The organism is Streptomyces physcomitrii (assembly GCF_012273655.1).
GTDB lineage: Bacteria > Actinomycetota > Actinomycetes > Streptomycetales > Streptomycetaceae > Streptomyces > Streptomyces physcomitrii.
Genome location: NZ_JAAWWP010000023.1, coordinates 1 through 12,753, shown reverse-complemented (window position 1 = coordinate 12,753; position 12,753 = coordinate 1). Strand labels below are relative to the sequence as shown.

Annotated in this window: 11 protein-coding genes and 1 pseudogene; 10 read left to right on the top strand and 2 right to left on the bottom strand. The window is 73.6% G+C overall.

Annotated elements, in window-relative coordinates; genetic code table 11:
• Positions 1-13: 13 nt before the first annotated feature.
• Positions 14-1,171 (bottom strand): DegT/DnrJ/EryC1/StrS family aminotransferase, encoded by a 1,158-nt coding sequence (locus HFV08_RS27230; protein WP_168543114.1) that lies wholly within the window; start codon positions 1,169-1,171, stop codon positions 14-16.
• On the bottom strand, positions 1,168-2,394 hold the full coding sequence (locus HFV08_RS27225; protein ID WP_168543113.1) for a DegT/DnrJ/EryC1/StrS family aminotransferase: 1,227 nt from the start codon (positions 2,392-2,394) through the stop codon (positions 1,168-1,170). The genes HFV08_RS27230 and HFV08_RS27225 overlap by 4 nt, the downstream gene beginning before the upstream one ends.
• Positions 2,395-2,595: 201 nt before the next feature.
• On the opposite strand from HFV08_RS27225, the gene HFV08_RS27220 reads away from it, so the two are divergent.
• The 10 genes and pseudogenes from HFV08_RS27220 to HFV08_RS27175 all read left to right on the top strand — a co-directional run.
• On the top strand, positions 2,596-3,582 hold the full coding sequence (locus tag HFV08_RS27220) for a 4-hydroxy-3-methylbut-2-enyl diphosphate reductase (RefSeq protein ID WP_312885846.1): 987 nt from the start codon (positions 2,596-2,598) through the stop codon (positions 3,580-3,582).
• A 106-nt stretch (positions 3,583-3,688) separates the two neighbouring features.
• Positions 3,689-4,756 carry a polyprenyl synthetase family protein gene (locus HFV08_RS27215; protein ID WP_168543112.1) on the top strand — a complete coding sequence of 356 codons (1,068 nt, stop codon included), beginning with the start codon at positions 3,689-3,691 and terminating at the stop codon, positions 4,754-4,756.
• A 58-nt stretch (positions 4,757-4,814) separates the two neighbouring features.
• Positions 4,815-5,897, top strand: coding sequence for a Gfo/Idh/MocA family oxidoreductase (locus HFV08_RS27210; protein ID WP_168543111.1), 1,083 nt, complete (start codon positions 4,815-4,817; stop codon positions 5,895-5,897).
• Positions 5,887-6,756, top strand: coding sequence for a sugar phosphate isomerase/epimerase family protein (locus tag HFV08_RS27205; RefSeq protein ID WP_168543110.1), 870 nt, complete (start codon positions 5,887-5,889; stop codon positions 6,754-6,756). Before HFV08_RS27210 ends, HFV08_RS27205 begins: the two co-directional genes overlap by 11 nt.
• A 55-nt stretch (positions 6,757-6,811) precedes the next feature.
• Positions 6,812-8,140, top strand: a complete 1,329-nt coding sequence (locus tag HFV08_RS27200; RefSeq protein ID WP_168543109.1) for a M20/M25/M40 family metallo-hydrolase — start codon at positions 6,812-6,814, stop codon at positions 8,138-8,140.
• Between the two features lie 3 nt (positions 8,141-8,143).
• Positions 8,144-9,289, top strand: a complete 1,146-nt coding sequence (locus tag HFV08_RS27195; protein ID WP_168543108.1) for an Ldh family oxidoreductase — start codon at positions 8,144-8,146, stop codon at positions 9,287-9,289.
• A gap of 80 nt (positions 9,290-9,369) precedes the next feature.
• A complete protein-coding gene (locus HFV08_RS27190; protein WP_168543107.1) occupies positions 9,370-10,287 on the top strand; it encodes a Gfo/Idh/MocA family protein in 918 nt (305 codons plus the stop codon).
• Complete coding sequence (locus HFV08_RS27185) at positions 10,284-10,766, top strand: DUF6917 domain-containing protein (RefSeq protein WP_237282655.1); 483 nt, start codon at positions 10,284-10,286, stop codon at positions 10,764-10,766. The genes HFV08_RS27190 and HFV08_RS27185 overlap by 4 nt, the downstream gene beginning before the upstream one ends.
• A 37-nt stretch (positions 10,767-10,803) precedes the next feature.
• Positions 10,804-12,627 (top strand): 1-deoxy-D-xylulose-5-phosphate synthase, encoded by a 1,824-nt coding sequence (locus tag HFV08_RS27180; RefSeq protein WP_168543106.1) that lies wholly within the window; start codon positions 10,804-10,806, stop codon positions 12,625-12,627.
• Positions 12,627-12,753: pseudogene (locus HFV08_RS27175) on the top strand (flavodoxin-dependent (E)-4-hydroxy-3-methylbut-2-enyl-diphosphate synthase); the annotation flags it as partial. The gene HFV08_RS27180 and the pseudogene HFV08_RS27175, both read left to right, overlap by 1 nt.

Here is a 12,753-nt window from a genome sequence, read left to right as displayed (position 1 = left end):
GCGGGCGGCCGGGTCAGCTGAAGAAGGCGCTGACGGCATCGGCGGTCCGTTCGGCGTCCCGGTCGGTGAGCCCGAGGTGCAGCGGCAGCGCCAGGTGGCGGGCGGCGGCGAGTTCCGCGCCGGGGCGGCGGCCGTTGGAGCTCTCCCCCGCGTAAGCGGCGAAGGCGGGCAGCCGGGGCAGCGGCACCGGGTAGTAGACGCGGCTGCCGATGCCCTGGGCGGCGAGGTGGGCGGCGAGGGCGTCCCGGCAGATGGTCTGCACGGCGTAGACGTAGTGGCACTGGCCGTCCGCGCCGGTGGCGGGGGCGAGCAGGCCGCGCTGGCGCAGCGGGGCGAAGCGGGTGCTGTAGAGCTCGGCGATCTCGGCCCGCCGGGCGAGCATCTCCCCGGCGCGGTCGAGGCGGCCCAGCTGGTAGCCCGCGAGGACCTCGTCGAAGCGGCTGTTGACCCCGATCTCGTGGTGGACGAAGCGGTGCACGCCGTCCTGGCCGTGGTTGCGCAACTGCCGTACCGCGTCCGAGATCTCGGGCTTGTCGGTGACGACGACGGCGCCCTCGCCGGGCATCCCGAAGGGCTTGACCGGGAAGAAGGAGTACAGCCCCGCGTCGCCCCAGGTGCCGGCCGCCTGCCCGGCGAGCTTCGCGCCCTGCGCCACCGCCGCGTCCTCGACCACCGCGAGCCCGTGCCGCCGGGCGAGGGCCCGGATGGCGGGCATGTCGGCCATGGTGGTGAAGAGGTGGGCCGGGACGACGGCGCGGGTGACCTCGGTGACCCGGCTCTCCGCGTCCACCGGGTCGATGGTCATGGTCAGCGGGTCGACGTCGGCGAAGACCGGTACGGCGCCGATGCTCAGCACGGTCGCGGCCAGCGGCTCGGCGCCGAAGGCCGGGACGATCACCTCGTCACCGGCGACCACGCCGACGGCGCGCAGCGCGAGGGCCAGGGCGAGGGTGCCGCTGCCGCAGGCCACCGCGTGCCGGGCGCCCGCCTGTTCGGCGAGGGCCTGCTCCAGGGCGGCGGTGCGGCGGCCGAGGATGAACTTCTGCTCGGGGTCGGTGCCGACCTCGTGGAGCGTGGCGCGCAGCAGCTCCCGGTCGCGCTCGCCGAGGCGGGCGTCGGCGTAGGGGACGTCGGCGAGGGCCGGGGTGCGCGAGGTGGTCTCGGTCGTCATGACGTACTCCCGGTGAAGAAGGAGCGGATGGCTTCGCACACCCCGCCCAGCTGCGTCAGGGTGAGTTCGGGGTAGAGCGGCAGCGCGACGGTGCGGTGGCTGGCCGCCTCGGCACGGGGGAAGTCCCCCTGCTGGTGGCCGAGATGGGCGAAGCAGGGCTGCCGGTGCAGCGGCAGCGGGTAGTACGTCTCGGTGCCGATGCCCGCCGCGGTGAGGTGGGCGACCAGGGCGTCCCGGCGGTCGGCCTCGATCAGGTAGACGTAGAAGACCGGGTCGACCTCGGCCTCGTGCTGGACGACGCTCGGGAGTCTGCGCACCCCGGGGATGCCACGCAGGCGGCGGCTGTAGGCGTCGGCGAGCAGGGCGCGGCGGCGGATGTCCTCGTCCAGGGTGGTCAGCTTGGTGAGCAGCGTGGCGGCCTGGATCTCGTCCATCTTGCTGTTGGTGCCGACCAGTTCGCCCTGGAGGGCGCGCTCGGCGCGGCCCACCGGGTCGGGGCGGGGTCCGGGCGGCGCGGCCGCGCGGGCGGTGGCGGGGCGGCCGTGGTCGCGCAACCGCCGTACCGTGTCGGCCAGTCGGTCGTCGTCGGTGAGGACCATGCCCGCGTCGCCCAGGGCGCCCAGGGTCTTGGTCGGGAAGAAGGAGAGCACTCCGCCCGCGCCGAGCAGACCGGTGTGCCGGCCGCCGAGGCGCATGCCGATGCCCTCGGCGCTGTCCTCCAGGACGAGCAGCCCGTGGCGTTCGGCGACCTCGGCGACGGCGGCCATGTCGGCGGGCTGGCAGAACAGGTGGACCGGCATGATCGCCTTGGTGCGCGGGGTGATCAGCGCTTCCAGACCGGCCGGGTCCAGGGCGTAGGTGAGCGGGTCGATGTCGGCGAAGACCGGGACCGCGCCCACCAGGGCCACCGAGCTGGCGGAGGCGAAGAAGCTGAACGCGGGCACGATGACCTCGTCGCCCGGCCCGATGCCCGCGGCGCGCAGCAGCAGGACCAGGGCGTCGGTGCCGTTGCCCACCGCGATCGCGTGCCGGGCTCCGGTGTAGCGGCCCAGGGCGGCTTCGAGTTCGGCGGTCTTCGGCCCGTTGCTGTAGACGCCCGACTCGCATATCTCGTCCAGATGGGCGCTGAGCCGCGGCCACTGCCGCTCGAAGGACTCCGCTTGGGTGAAGAAGGGAACGGCGTCCACGGCGGTGTCCGTAGCGGTTGTCGCCTTGCTGGCCATCTCACTCCAGTCCTCTCGGCGCTGATGCTCGGACCGAAGGTAGACGGGGGCTCGGGCGGCGTTCGATAGCAATGACCCGACAAGCCATTGGCAATCGGCGGGGCAGGAACGGGCAACTGCGCGCAGAACACTGCCTATTAGCCGGATGCTCGGTTATTGCCAATCAGGAAACCTTGACTTGTCTCGGACGCGTGCCCGACGGTGATCCCCAATCCCACGGACCGACAGGAGTTTCCAGTCGTGACCGAAAAGAAAGTGATCCTCGCCGAACCACGCGGTTTCTGCGCGGGGGTGCGCCGGGCGATAGCAATCGTCGAGAAAGCGTTGGAAGTGCACGGCGCTCCGGTATACGTGCGAAAAGAAATCGTGCACAACCACTACGTGGTGGCGGTGCTGAAGCGGCAGGGCGCGATCTTCGTGGATTCGGAGGAGGATATTCCACCGGGGGCGGTCTGCGTGTTCTCCGCGCACGGGGTCTCCCCCGAGGTCCGTGGCAATGCGCAGGCGCGCGAACTCACCACCATCGACGCCACCTGCCCGCTGGTCTCCAAGGTGCACCAGGAGGCCCGGCGCTACGCCCGCGACGGCCGCACCCTGCTCCTGGTGGGCCACGCCGACCACGAGGAGGTCGAGGGCACCTACGGCGAGGCCCCCGACCGTACGGTCATCGTGGAGAGCGCGGAGAGCGCCCGGGAGCTCGACCTGCCGCGGGACACCCCGGTGGCGGTGCTCACCCAGACCACGCTCTCGCAGGACGAGACCGCCGGGGTGATCGCCGAACTCAAGGACCGCTTCGAGGATCTGCAGAGCCCGGCCGACGGCGACATCTGCTACGCGAGCACCAACCGGCAGATCGCCGTCAAGGAGATCGCCCGGCGCAGCGACCTGGTGCTCATCGTCGGCTCGCGCAACTCCAGCAACTCGGTGCGCATGGTGGAGGTGGCCCGGCTGGAGGGCACCGCCGCCCATCTGGTGCCAGACGTCACGGAGCTGGACACCGACTGGCTGACCGGGGTGGACGCGGTCGGCGTGAGCGCGGGCGCCAGCGCACCGGAGATCCTGATCGAGCAACTCCTCACCCGCCTGGAGGAGTTGGGCTACGGCGGTCTGGAACTCGCGACCACCGCCAAGGAGGACGTCGTCTTCCAGCTGCCCTCGGGTCTCGGGCAGGCGCGCCCCTCCGCATGACCCCGCGTACGACCCCCGTCCGCTTGGACCGAAGCAGCGTTCCCCGGCGCGGGGAGCGCCCTCGCCCCGCGGGACCAGCCGTCCCGCCGATCACAGGAGAACGCTGATGACCGTCTCACCCGCCGCAGCGGCCATCGAGCGCCCGGGTGGGCTCGCCGCCGAGTCCCGCGCCGAGGTCCTCGACCGCGCCGAACAGCGGCTCGTGGACCTGCTCGGCGCCGAGCACGCCGAATGGTCGGCCGTCGACCCGCGTGCCGCCGTCCCCGTCGACGCCATCCGGGAGCTGGTGCGCGCCGGCGGCAAGCGGCTGCGCCCCGCCTTCTGCGCCGCGGGCTTCCTCTCCGCGGGCGGCGACCCCGGTGACAGCCGGGTGGCGGACGCCGCCGCCGCCGTGGAGCTGCTGCACGCCTTCGCGCTCATCCACGACGACGTCATCGACGACTCGGACCTGCGGCGCGGCATCCCCACCGTGCACGTGCAGCACACCGCGCGGCACCAGGCCTCCGGCTGGCAGGGCGAGCCCCGCCGCTACGGCGAGGGCATCGCCATCCTCGCCGGGGACCTCGCCTTCTCCTACGCGGCGCAGCTCACCCAGGAGCTGCCCGCCCGGGCCCGGCAGGTGTGGAGCCGGATGACCAGCGAGATGATCGTCGGCCAGCACCTGGACGTCACCGTGGCCGCCGAGTCGGTCCCGGACCCGAAGCTGGCCCGCTACATCGCCAACGCCAAGTCCGGCCGCTACAGCATCCACCGCCCGCTCGAACTGGGCGCCGCCCTTGCCGGGGACGCCTCCGCCGCCGCCGCTTTCGAGGCGTACGGCACCGCGCTCGGCGAGGCCTTCCAGCTGCGCGACGACCTCATCGACACCTACGGCGACAAGGACACCGTCGGCAAGCCGGTCGGCGCCGACGCGGGCCAGCACAAGATGACCCTCCTGGTCAGCCTGGCCGCGCTGCGCGACGCCTCGGTGGGCGAGCTGGTGCGCGCCGCCGAGTGGGACGCCGCCGCCCTCGCCGAGGCGCTGAACGGCAACGGCGTCCGCGAGGAGGTCGAGCGCCGCATCGAGGAGTTGGTCGCCGAGGCCAAGGGCGCGCTCGCCACCGCCCCGCTGCCCGAGGAGTGGAAGCAGGAACTCGCCCTGATGGCGGAGGAAGTGGCCTTCCGCGACCACTGAGCCCCTACCGCGTCCGCTGGCGAAGCCGCCAGATCTCCCCAGGAGCTAAGGAACGGGAATGCTGAACACGTTCATCGTCGGCGGCGGCCGAGCCGGCCTCGGCCTGCACTGGCAGGTCCTGCGCAAGCTGCGCGACCGGCCGGACACCGCCGATCTGTGGGCGCCCGGACAGCCCGTGGTCTGGGACGTCCAGGACATCTCGGAGCGCGCCCGCGCCGAGGGCCTGGTGGCGGCGCGGTCGCTGGAGCACGCCGCCACGCTGGCGGACCCGGCCGAGACGGTCGTCCACCTGTGCACCCCGCCGATCGGCCGCTTCGACATCCTGCGCGAGCTGGCCGACCTCGGCTACACCCGGATCATCGTCGAGAAGCCGATGACGGTCGGCGTGACCGGGCTCGACGCCATCGACACCCTCGCCCGGGTGCGCGGGCTGCGGCTGCGGGTGGTCTCCCCCTGGCTGGCCAGCGCGCTCACCCACGAACTGACCGCGCAGGTACGCCGCGGGAGCCTCGGCGCGCTGCGCTCGCTGTCCTTCACCCAGTCCAAGCCCCGCTGGTCGCGCACCCTGCGCTCGCACGACCACGGCACCGCCTTCGACGTGGAGCTGCCGCACTCCATCGGGGTCGCCCTGCGCCTCGCCGGGGACGCCCGGGTGGTCGCCGCCAGCGTGACCGACATGCGCATCGGCGAGCAGGTCATCCCGCGGATGGGCGCCGCCCGGCTGACACTGCGTCACCAGGGCGGTGTGATCACCGAGTTCCACTCCGACCTCACCTCGCCCATCCGCGAGCGCCGGATCGGGCTGCGCTTCGACGCGGGCCAGGCCGAGGGCCACTACCCGATCAGCGACGTGGACCACCACGCCAGCCTCACCGTGCAGGAGGGCACCGGCGCGGCGGCCGCCGCCACGCCCCGGCTGCTCTTCGACGACGCGCTGACCCGGTACATCGAGGGCGCCTACCGGGACTACGCCACCGGGGCCGACCGCACCTCGGACGACTACGCGATCGCCCGCCGCGTCGTCCAACTCCTGCAGGACGCCCGCCTGACGGCGTCCGCTTCGCTGCCGGAGACGGACAGCGCACCACCGCTGACCGGCGCCACCACCGCACTCGGGAACGGAGCCTCCCATGAGGGCTGACCGCATCCGCCTCAGCGGCATCGGGGACGAGGCCGCCCCCGGCATCGACCGCCAGATCGCCGCCGTCACCCGGCTCGGCTGGGACAGCGTGGAGCTGCGCTCCGTCGACGGCACCGCCCTCGCCGACCTGGACGACGCCGCCTTCAAGGCCGTGTCGGGCCGCCTGGCCGCGGCCGGGCTCGGTGTCTCCTGCGTCGACTCCCGGATCGGCAACTGGGCGCGCACCGTCCGAAGCCCCTTCGAGGACGACCTCGCCGAACTCGACCGCCTCGCCGAGCGCTGCGCCGCCCTCGGCACCCGCTTCGTACGGATCATGTCGTACCCCAACGACGGTCTCTCGCAGGCCGATTGGGAGTACGAGGTGCTCGGCCGGATGGAGCAGCTCGCGGCCCGCGCCGAGCGGGCGGGCCTGGTCCTGGTGCACGAGAACTGCGCGGGCTGGGCCGCCAGCGACCCGGCGCGCATGCTGCGCCTTGTCGAGGCCGGGGGCCCCGCGCTGCGGCTGCTCTTCGACGTCGGCAACGGCATCGCCTACGGCTACGAGGCGCACGAACTGCTCCCGTACATCGCCCCGTACGTCGAGCACGTGCACATCAAGGACGGCACCGGCGACACCGAGACGCAGTTCTACTCGCTGCCCGGCGACGGGCGCTGCCGGGTCGCCGACTCGCTGCGGTACCTGTTCGACCGGGGCTACCGCGGCACCGTCTCCATCGAGCCGCACCTCAACATCCGCCCGCACGAGGGCTGGTCGGACCCCTCCGGGGACTATGTGGACCAGTTCGTGGCGTACGGACGGCGCCTTGAGGCGCTGGTCGGCGCGCTCGGCGCGGCGGACACCGCCGGGGTCGCGACATGAGCCCCCGGCGGACCCATGAACCGGCGGGCAGGGGGCGCTCGGCGGTGAGGCCCGGATGAGCCGCACCTCCGACCTGCCCGCCACCGGCCTCACGCCCGCCCTGCTCGGCGAGGCGGACCGGGAACTCCTGCTGCGGCTGCTCGCCCTGCGCACCGCCGGGCCCCTGGAGACCGGCGGCCGGGAGCCGGTCGACCTCTGGGAGGCCCAGCGCGTCTACGCCGAGGCGGCGGCCGGGCTCGGCTTCCGGGTCGTGCACCACGCCGCCGCCGGACCCGGGGCGCTGACCGGCGAGCAGGTCCCGCTGGTGGTGCGCGAGGCGGTGCGCACGGTGCCCGGCTTCCTCGACTCACAGCCCAATATGGTGCTGCGCCTCGGTCCGGACGCGCTCCCGCCCGCGGCCACCGTGATGTTCAACGTCCACCTGGACACCGTCGCGGGCGGCGGCCCGCCCTCCTTCGACGGCCGCCGCTTCCACGGCCGCGGCGCCATCGACGCCAAGGGCCCCGCCGTCGCGCTGCTCGCGGGGCTGCGCGCCGCGCTGGAGAGCGTGCCCGGACTCGGCACCGAGGTGGGCGTGCTGATCCAGCTCGTCTCCGGTGAGGAGGGCGGCGCGATGGGCGTCTTCGGCACCAAGGTCCTCGCCGAGCAGGGATACCTCGGCCGCCTCAACGTCTTCTGCGAGCCCACCGGCTGCCGGGTGCTGCCCCGGGCGACCGCCTCCATGACCGCGCGGCTGCGCGTCGAGGGCCGCGACGGCATCGACGACGCGCCCGGCGCCGGCCACAACGCGACCGTGCTCCTCGGCTTCCTGGCCCAGCACCTCGCCACCGTGCTGCCGCCGCAGGCCACCGACGGCCAGGTCTGCGTCGCCGGACTGCACACCGGCGACCTGCACAACAAGGTCTACGGAACAGGGCGGTTGCTGCTCAACCTCTCCTACGGCTCCCCGGCGAGCGGCGAGGCCATGGAGCGCGCCCTCGCCGAGGCGGTGCGCACCGGCCTGGAGGAGTTCCACTCCCGCTTCGCCGGGCAGCCGCTGCTCGCCCTGACCGCCCGCGAGGCCGCGTCGATCACCACGCTGGAGTGGCTCAAGCGCGGACTGCCCGCGCTCGGCGGCGAGGACGCCTGGGCCGAGGAGCTGCTGCTCGACGGCGCCGGGCTCGACCCCTGGCCGCCCGAGGAGCCCGCCTTCACCTGCGACGCCATCTGGCTGGCCGAGCGCCCCGGCACCTCGACCGTGGTCTTCGGACCCGGCGACCTCGGCGCCAACCAGGCCCACGCGGAAGGGGAGTTCGCCGACCTGGCGGAACTCGACCGCTACGCCGCCGCACTCACCCGCCTGCTCACCACCTTCGCACGCAACCGGCTGGACCAGGGGAACTGAACGATGACGACCGCACCAGACGCCGGCACCACCGAGCCCGCCCACGCCGCCGAGGTCCGTGTCGGCCTCGACGCGCTGCTCGACTTCACCGCCGCCGTCTTCCGCCACCACGGCCTGCCTCAGGACCGGGCCACCACCGCCGCCCGGGCCCTGGTCCACGGCGACCTGACCGGGGTCACCTCGCACGGCCTGACCAACCTCACCCGCCTGTACCTGAAGCTCTTCGCGGACGGCCGCTGCGACCCGGCCGCCGAGCCCGAGGTCCTCGCCGACCAGGGCGCCGCCGTCCTGCTCGACTCGCACAAGGCGCTCGGCCTGTGGGCGGCGAGCGAGGCCGTGGACCTGGCCGCCGGGCGCGCCCTGGAGTACGGGGTCGGCCTGGTGACCGTACGCGGCGCCACCCATCTCGGCTGCGCGGGCGCGCACGCCAAGCGGGCCGCCGACCGCGGCATGATCTGCCTGCTCGTCTCCAACTGCGGTCAGCAGCGCATCATCCGGCCGCCCGGCGGCCGGGCCGCGATGCTCGGCACCAACCCGCTGGCCTTCGCCACCCCGGCCGGGCCCCGGCCGCCGTTCGTCCTCGACATGAGCACCACCGTGGTGCCCACCGGCCGGGTCCGCGGCGCCGCCAGGGCCGGCAAGGACATCCCGGAGGGCTGGCTGGAGGACGCCGAGGGACGGCCCGTCACCGACCCGGACGCCCTCGACCGCGGCGACGGCTATCTGAAGTGGCTCGGCGGCGACCCGGAGACCGGTGCCTTCAAGGGCTACGGACTCGGCCTGCTCGTGGAGACCCTCGGCGCGATGCTGCCGGGCGCCGGACTCGGCCCGGAGCCCGAGGCCTGGTCCGGCAGCGGCAGCCCCAGCGGCCAGGACGACAACATCGGCTTCACCGTACTGGTGATCGCCCCGGCGGAGCTGCGCCGCAAGGACGAGTTCGAGGCGCAGGCCGCCGGGCTCTTCGACGCGCTCACCGGCTCCCCCGCGGTCCGCGAGGACCGGCCGGTGCGCTACCCCGGCTGGTTCGAGGGCGAACGCGCCACGGAGTACGAGAAGTCCGGAGTGCCGCTCTCCGCCGCCCTGTACGAGGAGCTGCGGCAGGTGGCCGCCGAACGCGGACTCACCGCCCCGGCCGCCCTGGACGACTGAGCCCGGCCGCGCCCGGCCGCCGGCTCTCGGGCCGGGCACTCGCCCGCCGAACGACCTGATCCACCCTGGAGGACACGGACATGGAACCCCTGCGGATCGGCGTGGTGGGACTCGGGGTCATCTCCCGGTTCTACCTCGACGCCTTCCCCCGGCTGCCCGGCACCGAGCTGGTCGCCGTCTGCGACCTGCGCGAGGAGGCGCTCGCCCCGCACCGCGCCGCGGGCCTGCCCTGCTACGACGACCACCGGCGGATGCTCGCCGAGGCCCGGCTCGACGCGATCGTGGTCAACGTCCCCAACGACGCGCACGAGGGCGTCTGCCGGGACGCCCTGGAGGCGGGCGTCGCCGTCTGCGTGGAGAAGCCGCTCACCCTGCGCCTCGAAGAGGGCCGCGCGCTCACCGAACTCGCCCGCGCCCGGGGCACGGTGCTCTTCACCGCCTTCCACCGCCGCTACAACGACAACGTCCTCGCCCTGCGCGAGGGCCTCGCCGAGGACGCCGCCGTGGAGCAGCTGACGGTGCGCTATCTGGAGAAGATCGAGGAGCACGTCGGCCAGGACCGCTGGTACCTGGACCCCGAGCGCTGCGGCGGCGGCTGCGTCGCCGACAACGGGCCCAACGCCTTCGACGTGGCCCGGCTCTTCCTCGGCGAACTCACCGTCGAGTCCGCCGAGGTGGTCCGCGACGAGGCGGGCGTCGACCGCCAGGCCGTGGTCCGGCTGCGCTCCGCCGACGGGGTGCCCGCGACCGTGGAGCTGGACTGGTCCTACCCGCACGGCGAGGCCAAGGACGTCACCGTCCGCCTCAAGGACGGCACCGAGCGGCGGGCCGACATGCTCGCCGGGCACCACGAGTTCAAGAGCTCGCTCAAGCACGAATACGTGGGCGTCCTGGCGGAGTTCACCGCCGCGGTGCGCGACGGGGCCGATGTCACCCGCCCCGGGCTCGCGATGCTGGAGCTGGTCGAGGCCGCCTACCGCGAGGGAGACGCAGCGTGAACAGGACGGTCAACGGCACGGCGGCGGCCCCGCTGCTCGCGCCCAACCCGGAGAACGGCGAGAAGCGGACCGTACGCTCCGAGGTGGTCAAGGTCCTCCGGCACCGGCGCGAGGACCGCGGCATGCGCCTGGAGGGCTTCGCCTCCCGCTGCGTACGCCGGGGCGAGCTGCACGAACTGGTCACCACCGACCACGTGGAGACCGAGGAGGGCGCCCGCATCGACCGGGTCGGCTTCCTCGGCTTCGTGGAGATCTCCCAGGCCGGGGTCATCGACCGGGGCGATGTGGTGCTGCTCGACGGCGAACCGCTCGGCATCGTCCTCGGCTACGACGCCTGCCACTTCCCCAACCACTACAACATCCTGATCCACACCGCCTGGACGCTCACCGGTCCCGAGGCGGGGCTGCGGACCGGTTCGCAGATCAGTTTCGCGCCGCCGTCCGCCGAGGCCGGCGAGCCGGGCCTCGGACGTCAGTGAACCATCCGAAAACCCCCCGGAGTTAGGGAGCTCAGCCATGGCACTACTGGAGGAGATCACACAACCCGGCGACCTGCGGGAGCTCAGCCGGCCCCAGCTCGCCGAACTGGCGGCCGAGATCCGCGAGGTGATGATCGACACCGTCACCCGGGTCGGCGGGCACCTCGGCCCGAACCTCGGCGTGGTCGAGCTGACGATCGCCCTGCACCGGGTCTTCGACTCGCCCAAGGACACCCTGCTCTGGGACATCGGCCACCAGACGTACGTACAGAAGCTGCTGACCGGGCGGCACGCGGCCTTCGACGGGCTGCGGCTGCGCGGCGGGATCTCCGGCTACGCCTCGCGCGCCGAGTCCCCGCACGACGTGATCGAGAACTCGCACGCCTCCACCGCCCTCAGCTACGCGGACGGCCTCGCCCGGGCCCGCGAGCTGACCGGCGAGAGCGACCGCGCGGTGGTCGCCGTCATCGGTGACGGCGCCCTCACCGGGGGCCTCGCCTGGGAGGCGCTGAACAACCTGGGCGGCGCCCCGCGGCGTCCGGTGATCGTGGTGCTCAACGACAACGAGCGCTCCTACGCGCCGACCGTCGGCGGGCTCGCCGCGCACCTGACCAGGCTGCGCGCGGCGGGCGCGGGCCACCACCCGGCGGGCGGCAACGTCTTCGAGGAGTTCGGCTTCGGCTACCTCGGCCCGGTCGACGGGCACGACACGGCCGCCCTGGAGGAGGCCCTCACCCGGGCCACCGGCCTCGGCGGGCCGGTGCTCGTCCATGTGGTCACCGAGAAGGGCCGCGGCTGGCGGCCCGCCGAGACCAACGACCTCGACCGCTGCCATGTGGTCCGCGCGGCGCCCAAGGCGGTGGCCCCGGGCGCGGCGGCGAAGGCCCCGGCCGCGCCCTCCTGGACCTCGGTGTTCTCCGAGGAGATGGTGCGCATCGGCGCCGAGCGCGAGAACGTGGTCGCGCTGACCGCGGCCATGCCGGAGCCGGTCGGACTCCTGGACTTCCTGCGGGAGTTCCCCGAGCGCACCATCGACGTCGGCATCGCCGAGCAGCACGCCGCCGCCTCCGCGGCGGGCCTCGCGCTCGGCGGGCTGCACCCGGTGCTCGCCGTCTACGCGACCTTCGGCAACCGCCTGATCGACCAGATGATCACCGACATCGCGCTGCACTCCGCGCCGGTCACCCTGGTGATGGACCGCGCCGGGATCACCGGCGACGACGGGGCGAGCCACAACGGCATGTGGGACCTGACCCTCTTCCAGGCGGTGCCCAACACCCGGATCGCCGCGCCCCGCGACGGCACCCGGCTGCGCGAACTCCTCCGCGAGGCGGTGGCCTGGGAGGAGGGCCCGACGGTGCTGCGCTTCCCCAAGGGCTCCAGCGGCGAGGACATCCCCGCCCTGGACAGCACCGAGGGCTTCGACGTGCTGCACAACGCGCCCGGCCGCGATGTGCTGATCGTCTCGGTCGGCCCGATGGCCCGGCTCGCCCTGGACGTCGCCGAGCGGCTGGCCGAGTCCGGCATCGGCGCCACCGTGGTCGACCCGCGCTGGGTCGCCCCGGTCAACCCCACGCTGGTGGAGGCCGCCGCCTACTTCGACCGGGTGGTGACCCTGGAGGACAGCGGGCGCACCGGCGGGGTGGGCTCCGCCTTCGCCCAGGCCCTCGGTGACGCCGGGATCGACACCCCGGTGCGCACCTTCGGCATCCCCCGCGCATTCCTGGACCACGGTTCGCGTGCCCAGGTTCTTGAGGACTGCGGACTGACGCCCGGCGCCGTCACCGCGGAGATCCTCGACTGGCGTCAGCGCCGCAGCCCGGTGACCGCCTCCGGGGCCCCGGAAAGGACTTCGCTCTGATGACCGCGGTTTCTCTCGGTATTCCGTCCGTTCCGACCAGGCTGGCTGAGCGGCGTAAGAGCCGCCAGATCCAGGTGGGTACCGTGGCGGTGGGCGGGGACGCTCCTGTCTCGGTCCAGTCGATGA